We start from the raw sequence: 25673 nt of genomic DNA on the forward strand, positions 1-25673 counted from the left end.
TATACGGCGAACCGACATCTCACTGCGAACGAACCACGTCCATGAAACGCCGACCGTAGAGACGCAACTTGTTTTCACCTACGCCATTGACCGCGAGGAACTGGGCATCGGTGACCGGCTTGATACGGGCCATGTCACGCAAGGTCTTGTCGGAGAAGACGATGTACGGGGGCTTGCCGATCTCGCTGGCGATGGTGCGGCGCAGCTCGCGGAATTTCTGGAAGAGGGCCTCATCCTCTTCAGTGGGTTCATAGTCTTCAAGTGCCGAGGAGCCGCCAGGACCGCCGGACGAACGGCGAACGCCACGGCCGGCGTTTGAAGCCCCCTCATCGTCGGGATCATAGGACCCAAGCGCAAGACCACGTGCAGGACCACGGGACTCGACGGACCGATGGCGCTGAATACGCTTGAGCTCGTAGTGGAAGTCAGGACTGACCGTTTCCGCAGCCCGATCTCCGAAACGCACGACCGGCAGACGGCCCTCCGAAATGGACAGGTATCCGTCGGTCGCCATTTGGTTGAGCACATCGCGAATACGCGCGTCCGGCACCTCACTAAGCGCCGCATAACTGGGCACCTGGTCCAGTCGGCGGTTGATGAGGTCCTGAGCCTTCGAACCGCGCAAGACCGAAACGATCTTACCCATGCCGAAACTCTGGTTAAGGTCATGCACGCAACGGCTCACGGCGCGAGCAACGTCGGTGACGTCGATGCTTTCGAACGTGCGCTCGCAGTTGGCACAGTTGCCGCATTTGCCCGCTTCGGGCCCACAGGAAGGCAGAACCGCCACAACCGTTGCCGCAGATGCCGGTCTATCACCGGTAACCCGCCCGGCCTGAAAGGGTGCGCCAGTCGGCCCGTTGACCCGATCGGCGCATCCACCTGCAAACTCACTGGCAGGCTGTTCAACCTGTTGATCAACAAGTTGAACACTTGGTGCCACGACCGAACCAGCGCCGGCATTCGCCCGCATGTTCGCTCCATCGGAACGTGCAGAGCCGGACAGAGCCTCCGGCGCGGTCTCACCGGCAATCTTGATGCCGGTGGGGTCGGCAAAATAACGAGTCATATAGCGGTGCAAACATTCGGTGGTACGGCAATAGCCGATCATGGCGTTAAGCAGGCGTCGATGACTGGCACGGACGATTTCGCGTTCTTCGTAGCTCAGGCGCTCATTGTCCGAATCCATATCGAGCAGTCGGCGCCGGGTGACGATGTCCGACTCGTTCCACAGCAGGGTGCAACGGCTGGGCTCGCCGTCGCGACCCGCACGACCGGCCTCCTGATAATAGGCTTCGATGCTTTCAGGCATGTTGTGATGGATGACATAGCGCACATTGGACTTGTCGATGCCCATGCCGAAGGCGTTGGTGGCCACGACCACCGGAACCTTGTCGGTCACGAAGTCACGTTGGGCCCGCTCACGGGCTTCGGAGGCCATACCACCGTGGTATGCCACAGCGGACAGCCCCTGATCGTTGAGCTCTTGCGCGAGCGCCTCCGTCTCCTTACGGGTGGCGCAGTAGACGATGCCGGACTCATCTCGATGGTTGGCCACATAATCGGCGATCCATGTGTTCTTGCTTTTCGTCGGCATGTTGATGATGTCGAAATACAGATTGGGACGGTCAAAACCGGTGACGGTGACCTTTGGATTTTTCAATCCCAATAGTCGCGCGATGTCCCTCCGCACCTTTTCGGTGGCAGTGGCGGTGAAAGCGGCCACGGTGGGCCGGCTTGGCAATGAGGCGATGAACTCACCGATGCCCAAATACGACGAACGGAAATCCTGCCCCCACTGAGAAACGCAGTGCGCCTCATCGACGGTGATCAAAGAAATCGACATGCGTGACACGATGTCACGAAACCGTTCGGTTTCCAACCGTTCCGGTGCCACATAGAGCATCTTCACATCCCCACGTGCAGCCTGGGCAAGCACCATGGCCTGTTCATCGGAATCTTGCGTCGTGTTGATGAAGGCGGAAGGGATACCCACTTCGTTCAGCGCGTCGACCTGATCGCGCATCAGCGAAATCAAGGGTGAGACGACAATGGTCAGACCCGGCAGCATCGTGGCCGGCACCTGATAGCAAATCGACTTGCCCGCACCGGTCGGCATGACGCCCAACACATCTCGTCCGGCAAGGATCGCCTCGACAAGCCCCGACTGCCCGGCCCGGAATGAGTCATAGCCGAAATACCGCTTCAGGGCCGCGAGTGCACGACCACCGCCGCCGCTCCCATTCGTCGTCGCTTCACTCATTGTATGATTCCATCGTTCTGTTCATGCCCCCATTGTGCCGATCCGACCAGCCATACACCGTCATCGCCGGTACTGCCGCCATCAACGTCATCACCAGCCAGCCCTCACGATCATTGCCTTGATACACAGCCGTCATTGCGAACATAGTATTCCATGACCGCACGATCGTCACAACCGATACGCGAAGCCCTCCCACGGTCGCAACTGCTCGTTCTCGGGCAACCGACCCGTGGTCGAAATCAGCAGGCGGGAGACGTCAAGACTGCCGCTCTCGGCAAGCAATCGAGCGGACTGCGCCGGAATAGGCACGGTGGCTCCCGAAAGATTCACCGCCACCAACAGCTTCTCGTCGCGGAGCATGCGGGTGAACGCGTAGACGAGATTGTCGCGGGCGTCGACCAGCTTCAAATCGCCTGCGTCCACGATTGGCTCGGTGTGACGCAATTCGATAAGCCGCTTGTAGAACGAGTAGACCGAGTCCGGATTCGACATCTCCGCCTCGGCGTTGATTTCCGTGTGATTCGGATTGACCTCGATCCACGGCTCGACGGGCGCGTCGGAGGCGGTGAACCCGGCGTAGCGCGAGGAGTCCCATTGCATCGGCGTGCGCGCATTGTCACGGGCGCGGACGTCCATGATATCGAGCATCTGCTGGGGACTGCGCGCATGCAATTGCTCGACCTGCTCATGGTATTCGTTGATGGCCTCGATGTCGCGATACTGGTTGAGCAGTCGGAAATGCGCGTTGGTCATCCCCAGCTCCTCGCCTTCGAAAACATAGGGCGTGCCGCGATGCATATGGAGCAGCAAAGCAAATGCCTTGGCGCAACGCGCCCGCACCTCCGGACTGTCGTCTCCCCAACGGGAGACGACGCGAGGCTGGTCGTGGTTCTCGAAGTAGAGACCCTCCCAACCCGCTTTGCGCACGGCCTTCTGCTCGCCTTCAAGCTCCTTGCGCAGCGTCTTGACCGAGAAGGGGACCGGATTCCACTTGTCGTTCCTTTTCCCGTCAAACGACACATGGCCGGAGGGGAGCATCATATCAAGCTCGCCGTTGGACGGGTCGGTAATCCGCGCAATGCGTTCTGGTCGTATTCCCGGAGCCTCTCCGACAATCAGGCAGCCTTCGCGTCCCTCAAAGACCTCGTGGCGCATTTCGCGCAGGAATTCGTCCAGACGAGGCCCGTCGCCGCACGCCGAGAACGGCGAGGAATGGCCGTTCGCATCGGTTGGGAAGTCAGGAATATGACTGCCCGCCTCCCCTGGCAACCGGCCGTGCCGGTCCACACGTTTGGAAATCCGTGTGATGGCGTCCATGCGGAAGCCGTCAATGCCCCGGTCCATCCAGCGGTTCATCATCGCGTACACGGCCTTGCGCACCTGAGGGTTCTCCCAATTGAGGTCCGGCTGCTTTTTCGAATACTGGTGCAGATAGTACTCGCCACGCTTGGGATCGTAGGTCCATGCCGACCCGCCGAAACAGGAGCCCCATTTGTTCGGCTCGGCGCCTGGCGTGCCCGGCTCGTGCCCCTTACGCGCCGGCCGCCACCAATACCAGTCGGCATGCGGATCGGTTTTGTCGCGGCTGGCTTGGAACCACGCATGTTCGTCGGATGTGTGATTGACCGCGAGATCCATTACTATTTTCAGGCCGCGTCCGTGGGCTTTGGCGATAAGCTCCTCCATGTCGTCCATGGTGCCGAATAGCGGATCTATCGCCTCATAATCCGAGATGTCGTACCCGTTATCGTTCTGCGGGGACTGGTAGACGGGACCAAGCCAGAGCACATCGACCCCCAGGTCGGCAAGATAGCCAAGCCGCGAGGTGATGCCCTTGATGTCCCCGTAACCGTCGCCGTTCGTGTCCTGGAAGCTGCGAGGATATATCTGATAGACCACCGCGTCCGCCCACCAAGGGTTCGGCGTGGCTCCATTCGTACGTATACTGTCCGCCAGAACACCCCGCCGGCCGATAACCATAATGCCGCCTCTCATTGATCGCGTGCACGACGGAGGTCCCGCCGACATCGTCGCATCTGACGATTATAAGGATATGGCGGCACGAACGACGCGCCGACAGGACCATTGGACGAAGTCCGCGCGCAACAGGCGCCAACCGGTTATTCCGAATGACCAGCGTACGCAGCATCTGTAATTACAGTATTTACAACGATCAGTCAAGGGCGCACAAACGACGACTCCAACGGATGAACAACGGTTGCGCCGGTAAACATGCGCTTGCAAACATGAGTGCGATATGGCCCTACGCAGCCGACAGGCAGGCCAAGCAAAACAGTTTGCTTCACCATTGAGCGGCCGCCACCAGCTGCCTCGTATAGTCGGACGTCGGATTGCCCAAAACCTCGGCCACGGTGCCTTCTTGCTCGATAAGGCCTTCATGAAGCACCAGAATGCGATCAGCGATATGCTGAACCACCCCAAGGTCGTGGGAAACGATAATCAGGGCGGTGTTCGGGCGCTGTTCACGGATGGCCGCGAACGCATCGAGGATCTGCAGACGGGCGGCCACGTCAATGGCGCTCATCGGCTCATCGGCGGCAATGATATTCGGTTCGGCGACAACGGCGCGGGCGATGGCCACGCGTTGCGCCTGTCCGCCCGAAAGATCCGCCGGGTAACGATCAAGGAATTCGGCGGGATCCAGGCCGGTTAACGCCAAGGCCCGAGCGGCACGGCCTCGCAGCCGGTCATGGGACAATCGTCGACGACCGCCCATGCCAAACAACCCGCCAAGCCGAGCGGACCATCCATCGGTATTCTTGCGGCCCGATACGGCATGGTCACTGCTATTATCGCCGGAATGACCGCCACCAATCGCCAACGGCTCCGCGATGGAACGCCCCACCGTCCAACGCGGGTCAAGCGAGGCAAACGGATTTTGGAACACCAGTCCCGATTCACGTCGCAACGCGCGATACCCGGCAGAACGTGGACCGCTCACCGGCAGACCTCGGTAATCGACGCTGCCTGAGGTCGGTGAATCGAGCCCCAGAAGGATGCGCACCAGAGTCGATTTGCCGGAACCGGACCCACCGATGATCGCCAGACACCGGCCGGCCTCCACCTCGACGTTCACACCGGCCAAAGCCGAATGCCGCCCGAAGCTACGGGTTATGCCCACCCCGCGTAATATGCCGGTGCGCTTTTCATCCATATTCCCCACCATTCCACATCGGATCCTGCAATGTCGTCAAGACACAATCACACAAAAACCAAACTTCACGATTCCCGTTTCATCCGCACGGAAAGCGCGGATCATGCCCCCGCCCATCGCGCGCCATTCGTACGCCAGCATTCTCCACATAACCCATGTGCATTATCATCCCTACTCAAGTGCCAGTTTCCTTGCCGCACCGACCAGCCGTCCAGCCTGCGGCGTTGAGGGTTTGGCCAATAAATCCGAGGTCGCCCCCGACTCCACTACACGTCCATGCTCCAGTACGTATGCGCGTGTGGTGGCTCTGGCCAACACCGAAAAATCATGCGTGATGAAAAGCATCGAGGCACCGGAATCATCCACCAACCGAACCAACAGGTCCACGATCTGACGCTGCGCAATGGAGTCAAGCGCGGTGGTCGGTTCATCCGCCACAATCAGCCGGGGTGAGGTAATCAACGCGGTGGCGATGGCGGCGCGCTGGGCCTGACCGCCTGACAGCTCGTTTGGATGCCTGTCGGCCAGACCAGCGTCAAGGCCCACCTTAGCCAACATCCTGCGAACGCGCCCGGCACGCTCAGCCTTGCTCAATCGATAGTGCAGCCTCAGCGGCAGTTCGATTTGACGACCCACAGTCGTAACCGGGTTCAGGCTGGAAAAAGGATCCTGCAATATGGTTCCCACATATCGACCCCTCAGGTCCGCAAGCGTGACCTCATCGGCACCAACCGCCTCAACCCCTGACAAATTAACGGAGCCCGAAAGCACCGCATCATCAGGAGTCAGTCCCAGCATCGCTTTGGAAATCATCGACTTACCGGACCCGGACGAGCCGATAAGCCCCACACGCTCACCATCCGCTATGTCGAGATCGACATCCGAAACCAGGGTTTGGGAGCCGATCACGATACCTAGATCGCGTATCGAAACACTCATGCGGCGACCTTTCGCAGGGCGGTGTTGACGATTGGGTCAATGGCCTGCCTCAACACATCTCCGAACAGGTTCAAAGCCACGACCACGACCGTGACGGTCAACCCCGGCCAGACCACCGTGAGCGGGTAGACGTCGATAAGCTTGACCGACGTAGACAACGAATGCCCCCAGCTCGGCACTCCACTGGGCACGCCCACGCCCAGATAGGTCAACCCGCTCTCGGCCAGAATCGCGGTGCCGGCGGACAGCGAAAGCTGCACCATAATGGACGGAAGGCTGTTAGGCAACACATGGCGGAACAGTACGTAGCCGCCGGAAGCGCCGGAGGCACGGGCCGAGACCGCATAGTCCGAACCAGCGGCCAACAAGGCCTGTGGTCGGGCTATCCGTGCTAGGTTGAGCCCGTAACCCACACCGCAGGCAAGGATGATGACCGCTATTGACGCGCCCATCGGCACAGCCAGAATAAGCGCGATAAGCACCGTGGGAATGGAGATGAGCGCGTCAACGGCGACAACCGATATGGCCGAAACCATCTTCGAACGAGAGACCATCGCCATCAGCAGGGTCACACCGACCACCCCCGCCAGCATCACCGACAGTATCGCGATCAACAGATTCGTACGAGCCCCGGCCATCAGCCAACTGAACACATCCGCGCCGGTGCCATCCGTGCCCAGCAGATGATCGGCGCTTGGCGGCGCCCATACATGATACCCGTCGGTTTCCCACAATTTTTTTGGCGTCCAGACGATAGACGCCAGTGAAACCACAATCCAACACGCAAGAACGACCAACGCGAAACGCCCCTCGCCTTGCGACCACATCGAACGAAGCACGACGGCTAGTTTGCCCAGCCCCTTCAACGAAACCGGTTCATCAGGCGTATGCAAGGCCGGCCGCGGACTCGAATCCCTGCCTTGAGGCGAACCCTCGGCACCGGCCGGTCCAACGGCATCCGCCTGGCACGAACCGGCCACGACATCGGAGATTCCCAACCGCCCGTCGTGCACGGTCTCCGCGGGCAACATATCATGTTGTGCCATCACATCCGCCCTTCCGACGAACGACGCAGGCGCGGATCAAGCACACGATGCAGAACGTCAACGAACAAACCAACCAGAAGGAAGAACGCCGCCAACATGAACAGCTCGCTTTGCACCGCGATAAGGTCCCTGTCACCCAAATCCGCGATCAGGCCGGACCCGACGCCAGGCAACGCGAAAAGATTCTCAATGACCATTACCCCAGTGACCATGTTGGCGAACATGAGTCCCGCCACGCTGACCAGTTGCGGCACAATCACACGCAATCCCACGTGAATCAACGCCTGCGCTCGCGTATACCCGCAGGCCATCGCCTCGATCATACAACCATTATGCATTACGTCTGCGAGAGCGGAACGAGTATACCGCATCAGACTTGCACCATCAATCAGACCAACGGTCAACGCCGGCAGCACCAGGGAGGCGAACGCCGCCCCAGGAGAGCCCCAACCCTCCTGGGGAAAACCCTGCGACGGGAAGAGCCCAATCAAACCGACCCCGCGCGCAAACAGCAGGACAAGCAGCAATCCACCCCAAAGCGCAGGGATCGAACCGCCCACTATCCCAAAGACACGAAAGAAGGTGCGCACACCGTTGCCGGTTGCCAGACTGGCGGCCACTCCAAGACCAAGCCCTACGGCCGATGCGATGAGCAATCCAAATATAATCAGCGGAAAAGTGATGGACGCACGCTCGACCACCATCGATGTCACCGACTGTCCGGTCAGCATTGATTTGCCGTAATCTCCTGTCAGAAGGCCGGCCATCCAGTCGATGTATTGTTGGGGCAAGGGTCTATTCAGACCCATTTCGGCCCGCAACTGCGCGACGCGCCCCGGCGGTGAATTCAGACCGGCCATAACGACAGCCACATCTCCCGGCAGAATGCGCAACGCCGCGAAGATCACCACGGACAACCCCAACAACGCCACCGCGAACGATACCAGACGTCGTATCAAAAACCTCATCGAAGCTCCAAACACCCTTACATGAAGATAGGGCAACCGTCAAGCAACCCATTGAATCCAACAATGCAGGGCACAAACAGCCTGTTTGCCTTCACCCTGCCTGCCCTCATCCCGTCCGACGGCAGTCACAAGCCGCCTTCCCACTTGGCAAATAATCCACAAGGCAACCCTAGACAAGCGGTGTATACTTCACTAAGCTCAAAGGCAGCAACGTCTGGTTGAGGTTCAGAGGAAAGCCCACAACGCCCTTTTCCATCGCCGTGGTGATTCGATAATTGAACAGCCAGTCCGCAGGCGCATCCTCGCTGACTCTTCTCGCCGCCCGCCGAAGATAGTCGTCACGATCCTTGTCGTTCAAGGACACCATTGCCTGGCCGTAGAGCAACTGCACGTCACGATTGTCGTAGTTGTAGTAATACTTCGGGTTGGCCCATGACGCAAAGTCGTGACTTTCATTGTGGTCTACCAGCGAAAGATCATAATCGTGATTCTTGAGCACATCCTGAAGCCAGGTGGAGAATTCGACGACATTGACCTTCAGATCTATGCCGACGGCCTTCAACTGACTACGAAGCTGATCGCCCAGTTCAGTGCCGTAGATATTGGCGTAGGTCAGTCGCAACTCCAGAGGATGGGCAGGAGTGTAGCCGGCCTGCCGCATCAATTCCCTAGCCTTGTCGGGATTGTATGGATATACGTCATTAAGGTCTTCATAACCCGGGTCCAAGCTGGGAATCGGACCACCAAGGGGCTTATCGGCACCTCCACGGGATGCGATCAGCTCACGGTGATTGATCGCGTAGCGAATCGCCTGCCGGACCCGCCTATCAGAGGTCTTCTCACCAGCGCAATTCATCGCGAGCACATATTTGTCGGTGTCGTCGCCGGAGGCCACCACATAATGGTCCGTATCCTTTTTGAACGGGGAGACAAGCCTCTGGTCGATGGGCGCCAAAACCTGAATGGCCCCAGACTTCAAAGCATTGACCGCCGCGTTGTCGTCGGAAAAATACCGCAATACGATGGTCTGAGTCGCAGGCTTCGTGGCTGCCCAGTATCGGTCATTGGCTTTGAGCGTCAAGGAGCTGTTGGGCACATATTTCGCAACGGTATACGGTCCGGACCCCAACGCCTGCGTCTTCATATCGACCTTGCCGTCCTTATCGAGCACAAGGCCGGGCCGTCCGGCCAGCACCCAAAGCAGGTCGGCATACGGAGCCGTCAAATCAAGACGCACCGTTCTTTCGTCAACAGCCGTTATGGATTTGAAATTGAGTAGCGTATCGGCCCCTTGATAACCGTTGCGCATAAGCTCATCGATTGACCACACCACGTCGGAGGCGTCCAATTTGTCACCGTTGGAGAAGGACATCCCATCATTGAGATGGAAAATGTAGGACTTGCCGTCCGGGGTTCTAACCCAGCTTTTTGCGATGGCCGGAACGACCTTGTTGTCCACGCTACGGGCGACAAGCCCCTCGTACACATTGCCGATCAACGCCTGATCGAGGGAGGAGCCCGACTGATTACGTATGTCAAGGTTCGTGGGCGCAAGCTTAAGCCCGATGGTGACGGTATCCGCCGGCTTGCCTGCAGGCTTGACCTTTGGGGCCTGCTGTTTGGCGAAAGTAATGACGAAGATCATCGCGACCACCACGACAATAGCGAAGATGGTCCAAATGACGCCCTGCCGAACTCCTCGAACACCGCCACCCGACCTGACCGTCCCACGACGATGTATGCTGTCACGAGAATCAGCCCGGCTAACAGCCCCGGCACCTCTGACATGTTTCACATGAGCATTGAGCGACGGATCGGTACTTGAACCACTCGTTGAAATGGCACCCGAGCCCGAGCCTGCCGCAGAAGCGTCGGATGCATTGACCATAGCCGAACCATTCTCGATCGCACCCGGCGTTGCGTTGACGGTATCCGAATCATGGGCATCAGGCGCCGGCTCGACGCTTGAATTCGTAGTGTCCTCAGCCATTTCATCGGTTGCGTCATTGTCGTTGTACGCACCTGTCATCTTAGGCATAATCCCCTCTTCAGCAACGCGATACGCCATCAAACGCACCGGTACCCCATTTATCAGGTGTCCTCCGGAGACACCCCTTGCGCTAGCCGCCTATTAAGGTCGTCTGCACTTCTCAAGGATAGCTTACCACCAAGAAATCAGGGCCGCGATTGAAAACCAATGAACGAGGCATGACCGATCAGCGGAGACGACCGCACTGCCGAAGCGCCACAAGCAGGTTGCCAATGCTGAAGCCCAGCACTGAAAGACTGGCGTCAAGTCGCCCATGAAGGTCGTCATATTGTGCGGCATCGGACGAAAGACCTCATCGAGTGGTCAAGGAATTGTCTATAACCGTTTCGAAACGTAAAAACCAGAACCGCAATTTCAGCATTTCACCGACGACCGACTGCTTTCCGCGAAAGACGGCTACCATTATCGCCACACGGAACGCGGCAGTCGCCATTAACGGACTTCGAATCCAGACGAGCCGGGAATTGGCGCCAGTGTGCCATATCGCAAATACTGAATTCAGAATCGTCGTGATCGACCCCGTCGCCTGGAACCCATTTACGCCGAATAATTCCATACCTCCTGATTGTCCGGATCAATTTGCGTCACCACCAGCCGGAGACATCCGGTTCGGTACGCGTCCATGCCACTACGTCCAGAACAATACGCAACATCTGCTCGCCCATTCCAGGTCGGGCTTCCGAACAGGCGGAACGACGGCAATAGCCTCTGTCTCAATCGCCGCGGTCGGCATTACACCCCTCCTGTCCTGCTTGACATTATGCAACCCCATACGAAGCAGCGCACAATCGTCGGAAGCCGGTACCACGATATCGCCTTGACCCAAGGCTTACCTATAATAATAAGCAGCCAACAGCCACATTCAGCCAGAGTAAGGGAGCAGGTATGCTCGTCGCGGTCGATATCGGCAACACCAACATCGTCATCGGATTTCTCGACGGCCGGCAAATAACCGGGACGTTCCGCGTCACGACTGCGGCACGGCACACCTCGGACGAGTATGGGCTCATGTTGATGCAGTTCCTTGCCGTCAAGGGTCTCAAGGCGCAGGACGTGGACGACGTCATCATCGCTTCGGTCGTGCCTCAGGTGATGCACTCATTCCGCGCCTCGATCGTCAAGTTCCTGGGGCTCGAACCGATGGTGGTCGGACCCGGGGTCAAGTCCGGTCTGTCGATTCGTCTGGACGACCCGAAATCGCTGGGCGCGGATTGCCTGGCGGACTGCGTGGGGGCCTACGGGGTATATGGCGGACCGGTACTCGTGGCCGATTTCGGAACCGCAACCACGTTCAACTACGTGAACGAACACAAAGCCATAATGTCGGGGCTTATCAGCCCCGGCCTTCAGACAGCGGCCAATTCGCTCGTTTCCGGAACCGCACAACTTCCCGAAGTGGAGATAACCCGCCCGGACTCGATACTCGCCACCGGCACGAAAACCGCCATGCAGGCAGGACTATACTATAATTTCCTTGGAGGCATCGAGCGTACGATCAGGCAGTTCCACGAAGAAATCGACGAGCCATTCCAAGTGATTGCCACCGGAGGACTTGGTTCGGTGTTCATGGACGACACGGACATGATCGACGTATATGATCCGGACCTTATTTTCAAGGGGATGGAACTCATATACCAACTGAATTCGTAAGGTCGTGCGGACCGCTTTCCACAAGACGACACGCCTTCAGTTGATTGTGAATCCCTGATTGTTGCCGTATTCCTTAAGATCCTTCTGCCACAACGCGATGCCGTCGGCAAGGCTAACCCTGGGACCGGGGTCGTCGGGCAACTGCAAGGGGGAACCGTCAGCGTTCGTCCGCCCCGCTTCGATTTGTCGCCGCACACGCAACCGCGTCTGCTCAGCGCTTTGCCAGCTATACGCCTTGCCCACAGTCGACCGGAAATCACCACGCGCGTAAACCTCGAACGGCAAGTACTGGTAGCCCGTGGACACGTTCTCTGCGGCCCGGGCCAGAACCCGGTTGAACTCCTGGCCTCCAAAATAGGCTATGTCATTGCCGTGTACGTCGCGTATGGTCGTTTTCGTCAACAGCTTTTCGGAATTGAGGGTGGCCACGTCGGCGGGGAACGCCCCACCGTCCACACGCCGAGCGATGCCTTTTTTATCCCGACAGACATATTCGACGAAGCGCATGGCCGCATTGGGCTTACGGGTCAAGTGCAACACCGACAAGGCCGATCCACCGTTTTCGGCGTTCACCTGCGACCCATCGGGAGTGGGCATGCACCCCACACGCCACAATCCGGCGCCTCCGGGCACGTCGGACAAAAGCATCGAAGGCATCCATCCTCCTGAAAGCACCGAGGCCACCTGACCGGAAGCAACGGCGGACTTCCAACCGTCGGACCATGTGGCGAGCCTTGTCTCGACCAACCCCTCGTCGATCATTTTCTGCCAGAATTCGGTGAATCTCAGGGTGCCTTTATCGCCGGCCAAATCGACGGTTACCGTTTTCCCGTCCCCGGACGTTTTAAACGGCCTGCCTCCGGCAAGCCAGACCATCGCGTTGTAAAAGCTGGCGTCGCCGGAGTCGGCCGCGATGTATACCCCGATGGCCTTGAGCTTTTTGGCCGCCTCATAATAGTCGTCCCAAGTGCGAATCCGCGACGCGTCCACTCCGGCTTGATGGAATACGTCCTCGTTGTAGAAGAAGGCCATGGGGCCGGAATCCATCGGCACCCCGTAGACCCGGCCGTTCAGCTGCACGCTGGACCATGTGCCGGGGGTGTAGGCATCACCAAAGCCCCGCGTGCCGTCGGTCAGATCCCGCAACTGCCCACTGACCGCATATTGACGCAACGCAAAATATTCGAGTTGAACCACATCCGGCAGATCATAACCGTCCTGAATGGCGGAATTGAGATTGTCGTAGCCGCTGGTGGACTTAATGTCGACGCGCACATCGGGATTGTCCTTCTCGAAGGCCCGCGCCTCGGCCCGCATGCTCGGTTCCCAAGACCACACCGTGATGACGGTGCGGTCGTCAGGTGCGGCACCACAGCCGGCCATGGAGGCGACCGCGAGAACAAGCGTCGCCAGCGCCGTTCCGAGCCTTCTGCCCCATTTGCCTGCCGCCATACCGCACCTCACCTCTATCGTCCGTTTCGGTAAGCCCAGTCTAACCCGTGCCACCTGACGACCGACTCCTCTCAAGGAATTAACATGCGGACCACATAAACTCCTATCGTGCGGTAACGATGACTCCGTTGGGCTCAATCATCGCATTATGCCGATCTTCGTCGATCGTCGCGTGCGAAGCGACCAGGACATGTCCCGACACGGCGGTTTCGACCGGAGCCATGGTGCGGTTGAACAGGAACGTAAACCGATTGCCGCCTGCGGCACCTTCACTATGCCCGGCGCCACCCACACGCTCGACACGCAACAACCTGCCGCCCTCGACATCAGGGTCATGCTTCAGACCCATCCGGTCAAGCAGATCGGGCAGGCTCGACGCAAGCCCCGAGCGCCCTAACCGGCAACCCACATAGGCCGCCAGACCATCACCGAACCGGTTAAGGGTGATCGCCGGTACGCCGTCCATTCCCGTGAACTCCCCCGCCTGATAGGTCGCCAAAACATCGACCGTATCGGCCAAGGAAGTTATATGATCCGCAAAATCATGGGCCACGACACCGTTGCTCAGCCTCAGATGATCGAGCGCACCGTCATTGTCGGCGCTCGACCCCATCGGCACGAACTCCTCGCTGCGTACGCCCACCACATCGCCGATCGACCCGGGGTAGCCGCCGGCCCACACGCGATCACGTTCGTCAGCAATTCCCGTGTAGTAGGTGACAAAGAGCCTTCCGCCCCTTCTGACGTACTCACGTGCCCTCCGACTGTCCTCATCGCTCAACAGATAGACGCTCGGCAACACTGCCGCATCATAGTCGTCCCAATGACCACGAATAGGCACGACATCAGCCGTAATGCCAAGATCGGCAAATGCGCGGAACCAATCGAACGGTTCAGTCATGTGGCGCACACATTGCGTCGGTGTGGCCGTATGCTCGGTGGCCCACTGGCTTTCATAATCCACGACGATGGCGACATCCGATTTCGACAACCGCGTTCCAGGCACACCCGCATCGCCCAAACGTTCGAGAATGCCCCCCAACTGCCGGACATCACGGAAGACCGCACTGTCCTCACCAGCATGAGGCAGCATGGCACTGTGGAACTTCTCGGCTCCTGCGGTCGACTGCCGCCACTGGAAGAAACAAATGCCATCGGCGCCCATCGCCAGATGGGCCAAAGCGTCCCGCACCAGCTGACCGGGTTCCTTGGCATAGTTAACGGGACGCCAGTTGACCGCGGAGGTCGAGTTCTCCATGAGCAGCCAGGGCCGTTTGCGTGCGATGCCGTCAACCAGACTTGACGAATAGGCCAGTCCGTCCAAATGCGACCGACCGGGGGTGAAATAATGGTCATTCGAGACGAAATCGACCTCACGGCCCCAGTCATCGTAATCAAGGGTGGATCCGGCCTCACTGACCATGAAGTTCGTGGTAAGCGGCTTGTCCGGGGTGATACGGCTCAACTCATCACGTTCGGCGCAATAGAACTTTTTGAGCGCATCCGAACTGAACCGTTTAAAATCAAGCAGCTTGCCGGGATTCATGAAATTGCCTTCTCCGATATAACGAGGAGGCAGAATCTGCGAGAAATCGGTCATCGACTGACTCCAGAAAGCCGTTCCCCAGGCATCGTTGACCGCGTCTATGGTGCCGTACCGCTCCTTGCACCAGTTCTGGAATGACCGCATGGCATCGTCGGAATAGTCGAAACGGTTATGGCAGCCATATTCATTGCCCACATGCCAGGAGACCACATAAGGATTATCTTTGTAATGTTCGGCCATCGCGCGGCACAGTCTCAGCGCGTAATCGAGGAAGACCGGGCTTGTGGGTCTCCAATGCTGTCGGGCGCCGGGCCAGCAGACGTCACCCTTTTCATTGCGCCATAACACCTCCGGATGCGCCTGGGTCAGCCACATCGGCGGCGAAGCGGTGGCCGAGGCCAAATCAACCGCGATGCCGGCACGCCCCAACTTGTCGATGACACGGTCGAGCCAACCGAAATCAAACTCCCCTTCTCGCGGTTCAATCCTTGCCCAGGAGAAGATGCCGACCGAGACAAAGTTGACCTTGGCCTTCCGCATCAAACGCACATCCTCGTCCCATACCTCTTCGGGCCATTGATCGGGGTTATAATCTCCGCCGTACCAGATTCGTGGCTTATCGCCCTTCAACGGTTCCGGCCAACGATATCGTCCCTTGCTAAACATATATAACGCTCCATTGCTTTGAGAAAATGCTGATTATCCGATAACTCACCGCCCGTTCAACACGCCCGGCGGCTCTTCGACGATGCACAGGCTTTCGAAGCTCGCCCACGTGGCCGCATCCCTCTGAATCACCGATGACAACATTACCGCCATCACCGCCTTCTCGTTGATTCGCGCTTCACCACATCAAACCTGGCCGTCAGTCTTGTCGGCTGGACGCCCCCATCGCCTGCTTCGATACGCCTGACAAGCAAGGACACGGCTTTACAGGCCAGATCATCGTTGTCTATCGCAATCGTGGTCAGCGAAGGAATCATAAATTCATCTTCAACAACCCCATCGAAACCCATCACCGCCACGTCATCGGGGGCATGAATCCCGCGATCCGCCAGTCCGCGGATGGCGCCGAACGCAATGGAATCCGTCATGCAGAAAAGGCCGTCAAAGGAGCTCCCCCGATCAACGAGTTCATGGACCTTCCGCCGCGAGGTCGCAAAATCCCAATCGGCCAGACCGACGAAATCAGCTTCCGATGATTGCAAGCCGGCTTGCTCGAAACCTTCCAACGCCCCTTGCACGCGGCGTCCGCCCACCGCGTTCGGCTCATCGGCCGCAGCGCGTCGATCCGCCCCCAGGACCAGGATATGCCGACATCCGGCCTCAGCAAGATGCAATATGGCCGCCTTGGCTCCGGCTCGGCAAGGGGTGAAGACCGTATCGAACATCTGACGGTCAGACCGATCGTCCAGCAGAACGATGGGTTTGTTCCCGGAAAGCTCGGAAATCTCCGCATCCGAAACATGACCAGGACTGAAGATGGTTCCGTCACACAATTGACTCGTGACCTTTCGCAAAACGGCAACCTCGCCCTCCTGTGAATTCGCGGTCTGTTGGACTATGGCCTGCAAGCCACGGCGCGTGGCTTCCCGGGAAATTGCGGCGCTCATCTGCGAGGGGTAAGCCTTGTCCAGCTCAAAAATGGCAACGCCGATAACACCATTCCGCCCAGAGCGCAATGATCTAGCGGACAGATTGGCGGTATACCCCAGCTTCACTGCGGCCCGACGCACCTTTTCGGCAGTCGGGAGGGCAATGCGGGAATCCCCGCGCAATGCATAGGATGCCGTCGCCCGCGATACGCCGGCGGCTCTGGCGACATCTCCCATCGTGACCACTTTTCATCACCCCATCGGAACCAACAGTAATGCTTTGGAATTCTCGGCACGCTCGCCTTGCATCAACATACTACCAGTCCTATCGCGATTTGACACGTTTCAAATTTATGGTAGAACTTATTGTATCCGTTTTGAATCGTGTCAATGAAGTCTCAGCGGTTCTACGGATGCCCAATACCTTAACTTCTTGTATTTCAATGAAGGAGAGACAATGAAGCTTCAACAATCAACGCGCATCATCATGGCGTCCCTTGCCGCAGGGGCGTTGATCTTGCCCTTAGCGTCATGCGGCGCAGGCGGAAATGCAGATAAAATAAAGCTCAGCTATCTGAGCTGGAACAACGAGCAGGCCTCCAAACCATTCATCGATGAATTCGAGAAAGAGAATCCCGACATCAGCATAGATTTCTCCTACTCGCCTCCTACACCAGAATATATTCAGACGTTGCAGACCAGACTCGTGGGCAACCAAGCACCTGACGTATTCGTCATCACCTCGGAAAACAAGGCGGACCTGATGAACAACCATTACGTCAAGGATCTGACCGATGAACCATTCATGAAGAACATCGCGCAGGCGAACAAGGATTTTGTGACGCGCGATGGAAAGGTCTATGGCATGTCGACCAGTTCATGGGCCTCCGGCATCGTCTACAACAAAGACCTGTTGAAAAAGGCGGGCACACAGGAAGTTCCGAAGACCTGGGACGACTTTCTTGCCGCATGCGCGAAACTGAAGAAAGCCGGCGTCACCCCCTACCTTGAAACGGTCGCCGACGGGCGCAGCCGCATCCCGGACGCCTTCACCGGAGCCAAATTCGCCAAGGATGGCACTGATGTGACATCCCTGGCCTCCAAAAGCAGGCAAACACCAGGAGAAGACGAGAAGCAGGCCATCAAGGAATGGATGAAACTGTATGACCAGAATCTGGTCACGCGAGACACCGTCGGCATGAGCGCCGATGACGTGAAGACCCAGTTCGTCAATGGACAGGTCGCCATGATCTGCACCGGACCTTGGGACTTCAGCACGTTCCAGCAAGCCAAGGGCCTCAATTGGGGCTATGCGCAAATGCCGGCGCTGTCCTCGGACTATGAGCCTTATTCACAAGGCTCGCCTTCTCCGGGGCTGGCCATCTATTCAAAGCTGAGCGGAGACAGGCTCAAAGCCGCCGAAAAGTTCCTCGCCTTCATGTCCGGCAAATGGGCATTGAAACAGCAGAGCCGAAACGGCGATGCCGTCACGGCGACAGCCTTCGACTCCAAGGTCGTCGGCCAATATGAGGACGTCTACACCAAGAACGTGAAAACCGGCAAGTACTTCCTCATGAACAACTTCTACAAGAAACCGGACGTCTTCGAAACCGCGACCAAGGCCGAAACGCAGCAGTTGGTTCAAGGCAAGATCAGCGCCGATCAATGGGCCAAGAACGTCGACGCCAAGATGGCGTCCGCACAGTAACAATGATGAACCCGTGCTCCCGGACTGCCCAAGCGGCCGAGGACGCCGTTCGTCCAGTCCGGGGATACAGCAACCACAATCATGAAAGACATCAGATGAGTGGAATAACAACTTCAGTCAACGCATCGGCGCATGAATCGCGCGAATACCGAAACAGAAAACGCATGCAGGGATTCAGGGAGGATGTGACATCTTTCTGGTTCCTGCTACCGATACTGGCGGTATTCGTCGTGTTGTTCCTGGTCCCGCTGATCCAGACCCTATATTTCTCCTTCACGGACTTCAATGGCTACAGCATGAACCTTCACTGGCAGGGCCTGAGCAATTATCGCAAGGTCTTCTCCGACCCTTCGACCCTTGAAGGGCTCGGATTCACCATCCTGTACGCCATCGTGGTGATGATCGGCGTGACACTGCTGGCGATTCCACTGGCGGTGGTGGTCAACCACAAATTCTTCGGGCACAACTTCGTCCGAAGCGTGTTCTTCTTCTTTTCCGTGCCATCGCTCGCCATCATGGGAATGGTTTGGAAATACATCTTCTCTCCTATGAAGAGCGGCGTCGTCAACAGCGTACTGTCCGTTTTCGGCATAGCACCCATCCCTTGGCTCAGCAATTCCGGACTGGCCAAATTCTGCGTCATTTTCATCGCCATCTGGGCGCAGATCGGCTGGCACGCGACACTCTACCTAGCCTTCCTGCAGTCGATTCCCGCAGACCTTTACGAGCAGGCCACGGTGGACGGCGCAAGCCCCTTCCAGCAGTTCATGCACATCACCGTACCGCAGCTGATGCCAGGCATCGTGACTTCAACGTTCCTGTTGATGTCCGGCGGGCTTAAGGTCTACGACCTTCCATTCACGATGACAAAAGGCGGACCAGGCTATTCCACTTATACGGTGACCCAGTCAATCATCCAACAGGGAATCGGCCAATCGCAATATGGCGTGGGCTCGGCGTTGGCTGTTCTGTTCTTCCTGGCGACGGCAGTGGTCGTGATGCTCCAACTCTGGTTTTCAAATGTGATTTCAGCGAGGTTTGAATAATGAACAAGGCAACAAGCTCGAATAACGTGCACGTGGACAGCACGCAAAAGACCAACAGGTTGACACTAAGCCGTCGCAAAAGCATCATATCCGGCGTTACCAGCGTGGTCATGATCGCCATCGCCCTGATCTGCGCGATTCCACTGTGGTACATCATCATCAACACCTTCAAGACGATTCCCGACATGGCCTCTCACCCATTGGCGCTCCCGGAGCACTGGACGTTCGCAAACTACACGAACGCCTTCACAACGCGATCTTTGTGGAACACCTTGATCGTGACCGTATTCGGAGTGCTCATTGAGGTCATCGTCGGCGCGTTGGCGGCCTATGGCATGATTCTGCGCAAGTCGACATTCACCGCGGTTATCGGAACCATCCTCATGGTCGCCTTCGTAGTACCGGCCCAATCAACACTTATCCCGCTGTATCGTATGGAGGCGCAGGCCGGTCTGGTCAACACCCTCACCGGTCTGGTCATCATTTACCTAGGCGGATCGGTCTTCTGCTACTTCCTCATCGTCGGCTACATGCGTTCCCTGCCGTTCGAACTCATCGAGGCGGCACGCATCGACGGCGCCGGGGCCCTGCGCATCTTCTGGAACATCGTGATGCCGCTGATCCGACCGATACTCATTACCGTGGTGGTCTTCCAAACGATGAGCACCTGGAACGACTTCATGAACGCGAATGTGTTCCTCAGCTCTTCGAACCTACGCACCATCGTTCTGCAGGTCTACAACGCGGTCGGTCAGTTCTCGACCGACTGGCCGAGTTTCATGACCATAACGGTGCTTTCATTGCTACCGGTCTTCGTCTTCTTCATCTTCTGCCAGAAGTGGATCGTCTCCGGTCTGGTGGCCGGGTCGGTGAAGGGGTGAAATTCGCCCTGGTCATCCATCGCCGGCAGTCGCGCCTTCTCTCCACGACCGCCGGCGACCCATTCAAGCGACACTACGATTAAGGTTTCAGATTCCAATATGAGCAGCACGATGAACATGTACTTCAATCCTGCACCACAAAACACGACAAAGCTCAGCACCACGCCGTTAGGCCGCTATTGCGCCGACCCCAACCTCACCATCATCGACGGCCGCTATGTCCTTTATTGCACGGACGACGGTATCGACGACTGGGCAACGACGTCATTGAGCGTCTATGTCTCCGATGACCTGGCACATTGGCAACGCACACCCATACTCGATCTTCATGACGTGCCTTGGTGGAAGGGCGAAGCGGGTGCATGGGCACCTTCCGTGACGCGCAACACCAACGGAGACTATGTGCTGTTTTTCGTGGCCGATTCACGAATCGGCACGGCCGTATCCCATTCCCCGTTCGGCCCGTTCGAAGCGACGCCGCAACCTCTGATCGACCACGACGATTTCCATATGGGCAACATCGATCCAAGCGTATTCATCACGGAAACCGGAAAACCATACCTTTTATGGGGCAACACGCAGGCCTACGCCTCTCCTCTATCGGACGACTGCCTCAGCATTGATAGGCGACAGGTGATCTCCAGGACACCTGACAACTTCCGTGAGGCCATCTGGCTGCACCAGCGCAACGGACTGTACTATGCCTCCTGGTCCGAAAACGACACCCGCGACCCCGAATACCGCGTACGTTATTCGATGTCCAAATCGCCCCAAGGCCCTTGGAGCGAACCAAAAACGCTGATCTCACAGGATTCGGCGCACGGCATCTACGCCACCGGCCATCACAGTATAACCAACATCCCCGGCACCGACGAATGGGTCATCGCTTATCATCGCTTCGCATATGGCCCACACGGCCGTCGTTGGAACGGCGGCGACGGATCACACCGGGAAATAGTCTTCGCCCCCCTGACGTATGACGCCGAAGGCAACATACGGAGAGTCATGCCGCAAGTCGGTTCCTACATCCGGCCACTTAGTTTTTAAGTTTCTAACTTCATGGCGGGATTGCGTCAATGGCTTGCATCCGGCGCAATTCCGCCTTTCGTTTTTCCTTCATGACTTTCCGTCGTCGCCATGAGTTTCCGCCGTCGCGTAGCTTCGAAGGCAAAAACGAAGTCCTATGCCGCGATTGCACCTAATCCCGATCTTGCTCATCCATCCTTGACTCGTGGACACCGCGAAGCATGTACCGAATCAGCGCGATAAAGCGGAATGGACCCGCTGATATTCCGCCTCGGTAATCGGTAAAATACTGCCATGCCTTTTTTTGAGCTCACCCAAGGCGATCTCGTCGACACGCCGCCAATATCGCCCGGAAGGCTTCGACAAATCAGAACTGAGGAACGATAGATAGCCCTTGGACCGCTTAAACTGGTCACACATCAGGCCATACTTCATGGACCTGCTGCCGATGCGACCGACATCCGGTTGGTTCAAGCGGAAAAGCTCCGGACCTTCCAAAAAATCACCGCTGTAATTCTCGTCATCGAAAATGGAACTCAACGTACCCACGTAGACCCACTCATCGATACCTGGCCCTGTTTCAAGACATGCCTGAGCCGCATCAGCGACCGCATACGGATTCCGGGTCCGCTCGATGGTCATTTCACCATCACCCGACACCCTGTACCACCATCCGTCATCAGCCTTGAGCATGGTGGTATCGATGCAGTTCCGTTCACGATCGATCCAGCACACGGGTTTCGAGAACCGGACGAAATCACGGGTCGTCGCATAGTACATATTGGTCGATTCACGGTTTTCCTGTCCGATTCCGCAACTACTCGCCCAATACACCATGTACCATTGACGTTGTTCATCCCATACCGCCTCAGGGGCCCAGGCCATGCCGCATTGAGGTATTGACGAAGCCACATCGGCCAGCCAGGGCTTGGACCAGCTGACAAGATCCGGTGATTCCCACACAACAATACTGCGACTTCCGTCCATAGTCGGTGTACTGCAGTCCCAACCGCCGCGATGATGTATGCTCAAATCGGTCGCGATCAGATAAAAACCGCCGGTATGAGCACGAATCAGGAACGGATCACGCACCCCTCGTTCACCAATGTCGCTCATCAGCACCGGATCTCCGTATCGACGGACATCCATCCAGTGACAGCCATCCCGGCTGAGCGCGAAATATATCTGCTCATCGGAAGCCTTTTGCTCGCTCCCGGTGAAATATGCGAAAAGATAAGCGTTCGTAGTAGGCACGTCACACGCATCCCGATTCGGTTTCTCGTCCATATAGAGCCTTTTGTATCGATTCAATACTAGCTACAGCCATTATAAAGCCTATTCTTGTTCCAGGTTTATTACGCTTCAAAGGTCGACCATGTTCATTTCAACGAACTTCCGCTTTCTCACAACAGTCTGAACCTCACCTATATCGCATCCACCGGATTATCTCCCGACACCCAAAGCAACGCGCGAAACGAATACCCGCGGCTCACCGCTGACCGGATCGACGAAGCTGAGCCGCCGGGCCACCAACTCAAGCGGGCGTGAAAAGTCGGCATAATCCGGCTCGACAATTCGAGGGTACAGATCATCACCTTCAATAGGAAGCCCCAGGGAATTCATATGGACCCGCAATTGGTGGGTCTTGCCGGTTCTGGGATGGAGAACATAACGACGTAATCCTTGGGAATTGGATGAACTGCAGCAACTAAGCCGAGCAATTACATGCTCATAAGCATCGCTGTCTTGACTACTATGCTCGACCTCGTTGCCAGCCTTTCCCAGCTCGATAACGGTTTCGGCGTTCACTTCGCCTGGCTTCTCATACGCTTGCAGCCTCCTGCGCTCCTTGACGATATGCGAACGCCGCCGCAGCGGGAAGACGGCCGGCGGTTCCAAACGTTCAATGATGCCGGTTCGGGGCCGTGAAATAGGCCGCGCAGGCGCCAGACATTCATAGGTCTTCTCAACCCGATGCCGCTCGAACAGCTTTTGATAGGCTCCACGAAAGGCCGGATCGCGGACAAAAAGCACCACGCCGGCGGTCATGCGGTCAAGCCGGTGAGCCGGGGTGATCTGCGGCTCGCCATAACGTTCGCGCAGCCGTATCAGTGCCGTTTGCCGATACCACATCCCGCGCGGAGTCGTCGCCAAAAAATGAGGCTTATCAACCACGATGATCGCCGAGTCTTCGTAGATCACCCGAAGTTCAAAGGGCACCTCCGGCTCTTCGGTCACATATCGGTGGCGGCTCATCGATCACGTCCTGATCCGGCACTCAGTCCGTGCCACATGCTCACGGGAACATCGACCATCGGAAGAGACGCATTATTGACGATCAAATCAGACTGAACCGCAAAAAGCATCCCGAAGAATGCTCGTTGCCCGGTTACAGGTGCAATACCGGCATGCAATTGCGCTCAACCCTCACTCGACCGTAACGGACTTGGCGAGGTTGCGCGGCTTATCAACGTCATACCCCTTCAACCGCGCCATGTCGAGAGCCAACAGCTGCAACGGCACCACGTCCACCAGAGGACTAAGCAGCGTGGGGCATTCGGGCCTCCAGAAGACAACGTCGGCATATTTGCCCACATCCGAATCGCCTTCCTCAGCCACAGCCACAGTGTAAGCGCCACGGGCTTTGACCTCTTCGATACCGGAGATGACCTTGTTGTGCAACGTGTCGCGACCTCTGGCGGAAGGCACGATCACGACGACCGGCTCGCCTGCCTCCACCAAGGCGATCGGTCCATGCTTGAGCTCGCCGGCGGCGAAGCCTTCGGTGAAAGTGTAGGCGATCTCCTTGAGCTTCAGGGCACCTTCCATCGCCACCGGGTAACCCACATGACGTCCAAGGAACAGGAACGAATGCGCATCAAGCAGGCGTTTCGCGGTGGCCTCGACCGTACCGGCCTGGGTATCGAGCACTCGTTGGATCTTGGCCGGCATCGCCTTGAGCTGGGCAACTATCTGGTGAATCTCGTCGGCAAAAAGCGTGTTCTTGACCTGCGCGAGATACAGGCCAAGCAGGTACGCGGCGACGATCTGTGCGACGAACGCTTTGGTGGATGCCACGGCTATCTCCGGGCCGGCGTGCGTGTAGAGCACGGCATCGGATTCCCGAGGAATCGTGGAACCTTGAGTATTACATATGGCCAGCACGCGAGACCCCTGCTCCCGGGCATGCCGAAGGGCCATCAGCGTGTCCATGGTCTCACCGGACTGCGAGATCGCGACCACGAGCGTGCGCGGGGTCAGGATCGGATCCCGATAGCGGAACTCGTGCGCCAGCTCCACTTCCACGGGAATACGCACCCAATGTTCGATGGCGTATTTGGCGACCATGCCCGCATAGCTTGCGGTGCCGCAAGCCACGACGATGATCTTGTCTATCGAACGGAACACGTCGGGTTCGATGCGTACCTCGTCGAGCACGATGTCACCGGCCTGATTGAAGCGACCAAGCAGCGTGTCGTTCACCGCCGTCGGATCCTCGTGAATCTCCTTTTCCATGAAGGAGTCCCAGCCGCCTTTCTCGGCCGCGGACGCATCCCAATCCACGGTGAAGCGCTTGGAATCCGTAATCTCGTTACCGTCGAAATCAGTGACGGCCACACGGTTTCCGCTGATGCACACGGCCTGATCCTGCCCGACCTCCATCGCATCCTTCGTATACGCGACGAAGGATGCCACATCCGAACCCAGGAAGTTCTCGCCTTCGCCGAGACCCACGACCAACGGAGAGTCATGCCTCGCGCCGACCACGATATCGGGCTGGCGCACATCCACGGCGAGAATGGTGAACGCGCCGTTCAACATGCGGGCCACGCGTCGCAATGCCTCGAACAGATCCGGCTTGCCGGTCTGCTCAATCACGACATTGGCCATTTTGCCGAGTAATTTGGCTGCTACCTCGGTGTCCGTGGACGAAGCGAAGGTGTAGCCCTCTTCAACAAGCCGGGCACGTAGCACTCCAGCGTTCTCGATGATGCCATTATGTATGATGGCGATCTTGCCGTCCTCGCTGACATGGGGATGCGCGTTGACATCATTGGGCTCACCGTTCGTGGCCCAACGGGTATGTCCGATACCCACGGTCGCTTCAGGCATCGGACGGCGATCGACGTCCTCTTCGAGGTTCGCAAGTCTGCCGGCCTTCTTGCGCACGGCCACTTTCGCCATACCCGGTGCAGCCAACGCCACTCCTGCGGAGTCATAGCCCCGGTATTCCAAACGTCCAAGCCCCTGAAGGCACACTTCCAAGGGTTTGCCACATGCCGTCACGGTTCCCGCATATCCAACGATTCCACACATGGTTTTCAAGT

General features: G+C 57.6%; 19 protein-coding genes. 5 read left to right on the top strand and 14 right to left on the bottom strand.

Annotated features, from left to right (window positions below; genetic code table 11):
* Positions 1-19 precede the first annotated feature (19 nt).
* The 8 genes from BBOH_RS09170 to BBOH_RS01815 all read right to left on the bottom strand — a co-directional run bounded on the left by BBOH_RS09170 (position 20) and on the right by BBOH_RS01815 (position 10279).
* Entirely contained in the window at positions 20-2263 is a 2244-nt protein-coding gene (locus BBOH_RS09170) for a RecQ family ATP-dependent DNA helicase (protein WP_044098022.1), read from the bottom strand.
* Positions 2256-2408, bottom strand: coding sequence for a hypothetical protein (locus BBOH_RS08695; protein ID WP_156097516.1), 153 nt, complete (start codon positions 2406-2408; stop codon positions 2256-2258). Before BBOH_RS08695 ends, BBOH_RS09170 begins: the two co-directional genes overlap by 8 nt.
* Before the next feature lie 23 nt (positions 2409-2431).
* Positions 2432-4243 (bottom strand): alpha-glucosidase, encoded by a 1812-nt coding sequence (locus BBOH_RS01790; RefSeq protein ID WP_033520424.1) that lies wholly within the window; start codon positions 4241-4243, stop codon positions 2432-2434.
* 322 nt (positions 4244-4565) lie between these two features.
* On the bottom strand, positions 4566-5438 hold the full coding sequence (locus BBOH_RS01795) for an ABC transporter ATP-binding protein (protein WP_033520425.1): 873 nt from the start codon (positions 5436-5438) through the stop codon (positions 4566-4568).
* Between the two features lie 171 nt (positions 5439-5609).
* Positions 5610-6377 carry an ATP-binding cassette domain-containing protein gene (locus BBOH_RS01800; RefSeq protein ID WP_033520426.1) on the bottom strand — a complete coding sequence of 256 codons (768 nt, stop codon included), beginning with the start codon at positions 6375-6377 and terminating at the stop codon, positions 5610-5612.
* A complete protein-coding gene (locus BBOH_RS01805; RefSeq protein ID WP_044098066.1) occupies positions 6374-7204 on the bottom strand; it encodes an ABC transporter permease in 831 nt (276 codons plus the stop codon). The genes BBOH_RS01800 and BBOH_RS01805 overlap by 4 nt, the downstream gene beginning before the upstream one ends.
* Before the next feature lie 218 nt (positions 7205-7422).
* Positions 7423-8391 (bottom strand): ABC transporter permease, encoded by a 969-nt coding sequence (locus tag BBOH_RS01810; RefSeq protein WP_033520427.1) that lies wholly within the window; start codon positions 8389-8391, stop codon positions 7423-7425.
* A gap of 169 nt (positions 8392-8560) precedes the next feature.
* Complete coding sequence (locus BBOH_RS01815; RefSeq protein ID WP_044098067.1) at positions 8561-10279, bottom strand: ABC transporter substrate-binding protein; 1719 nt, start codon at positions 10277-10279, stop codon at positions 8561-8563.
* Positions 10280-11326: 1047 nt separating this feature from the next.
* Between BBOH_RS01815 and BBOH_RS01825 the strand changes: the two genes are divergently transcribed.
* On the top strand, positions 11327-12091 hold the full coding sequence (locus BBOH_RS01825; protein WP_033520429.1) for a type III pantothenate kinase: 765 nt from the start codon (positions 11327-11329) through the stop codon (positions 12089-12091).
* A 36-nt stretch (positions 12092-12127) separates the two neighbouring features.
* Here the strand turns inward: BBOH_RS01825 and BBOH_RS01830 are convergent, their stop codons facing one another.
* From BBOH_RS01830 to BBOH_RS01840, 3 genes are all read right to left on the bottom strand, one after another.
* On the bottom strand, positions 12128-13543 hold the full coding sequence (locus BBOH_RS01830; protein WP_033520430.1) for an ABC transporter substrate-binding protein: 1416 nt from the start codon (positions 13541-13543) through the stop codon (positions 12128-12130).
* A 103-nt stretch (positions 13544-13646) separates the two neighbouring features.
* Positions 13647-15755 carry a beta-galactosidase gene (locus BBOH_RS01835; RefSeq protein WP_033520432.1) on the bottom strand — a complete coding sequence of 703 codons (2109 nt, stop codon included), beginning with the start codon at positions 15753-15755 and terminating at the stop codon, positions 13647-13649.
* Positions 15756-15907: 152 nt separating this feature from the next.
* A complete protein-coding gene (locus BBOH_RS01840; RefSeq protein WP_033520433.1) occupies positions 15908-16921 on the bottom strand; it encodes a LacI family DNA-binding transcriptional regulator in 1014 nt (337 codons plus the stop codon).
* 220 nt (positions 16922-17141) lie between these two features.
* Here BBOH_RS01840 and BBOH_RS01845 point away from each other — a divergent pair, with 220 nt between their 5' ends.
* The 4 genes from BBOH_RS01845 (at position 17142) to BBOH_RS01860 (ending at position 21366) form a co-directional block, all read left to right on the top strand.
* Positions 17142-18392, top strand: a complete 1251-nt coding sequence (locus BBOH_RS01845; protein ID WP_033520435.1) for an ABC transporter substrate-binding protein — start codon at positions 17142-17144, stop codon at positions 18390-18392.
* A gap of 95 nt (positions 18393-18487) precedes the next feature.
* Positions 18488-19438, top strand: a complete 951-nt coding sequence (locus BBOH_RS01850; protein WP_081930261.1) for a carbohydrate ABC transporter permease — start codon at positions 18488-18490, stop codon at positions 19436-19438.
* 110 nt (positions 19439-19548) lie between these two features.
* The gene (locus BBOH_RS01855) at positions 19549-20319 is read left to right on the top strand and encodes a carbohydrate ABC transporter permease (protein ID WP_237743109.1); all 771 of its coding nucleotides are present in this window, start codon (positions 19549-19551) and stop codon (positions 20317-20319) included.
* Positions 20320-20418: 99 nt separating this feature from the next.
* Positions 20419-21366 carry a family 43 glycosylhydrolase gene (locus tag BBOH_RS01860; protein WP_044098024.1) on the top strand — a complete coding sequence of 316 codons (948 nt, stop codon included), beginning with the start codon at positions 20419-20421 and terminating at the stop codon, positions 21364-21366.
* A 210-nt stretch (positions 21367-21576) separates the two neighbouring features.
* Here the strand turns inward: BBOH_RS01860 and BBOH_RS01865 are convergent, their stop codons facing one another.
* From BBOH_RS01865 to glmS, 3 genes are all read right to left on the bottom strand, one after another.
* Entirely contained in the window at positions 21577-22632 is a 1056-nt protein-coding gene (locus BBOH_RS01865) for an alpha-arabinofuranosidase (protein WP_044098025.1), read from the bottom strand.
* A gap of 156 nt (positions 22633-22788) precedes the next feature.
* Positions 22789-23601, bottom strand: a complete 813-nt coding sequence (locus BBOH_RS01870) for a pseudouridine synthase (RefSeq protein WP_033520438.1) — start codon at positions 23599-23601, stop codon at positions 22789-22791.
* A gap of 171 nt (positions 23602-23772) precedes the next feature.
* The gene (gene glmS, locus BBOH_RS01875; protein ID WP_033520440.1) at positions 23773-25662 is read right to left on the bottom strand and encodes a glutamine--fructose-6-phosphate transaminase (isomerizing); all 1890 of its coding nucleotides are present in this window, start codon (positions 25660-25662) and stop codon (positions 23773-23775) included.
* Positions 25663-25673 lie beyond the last annotated feature (11 nt).

The sequence above is a fragment of the Bifidobacterium bohemicum DSM 22767 genome (assembly GCF_000741525.1).
GTDB lineage: Bacteria > Actinomycetota > Actinomycetes > Actinomycetales > Bifidobacteriaceae > Bifidobacterium > Bifidobacterium bohemicum.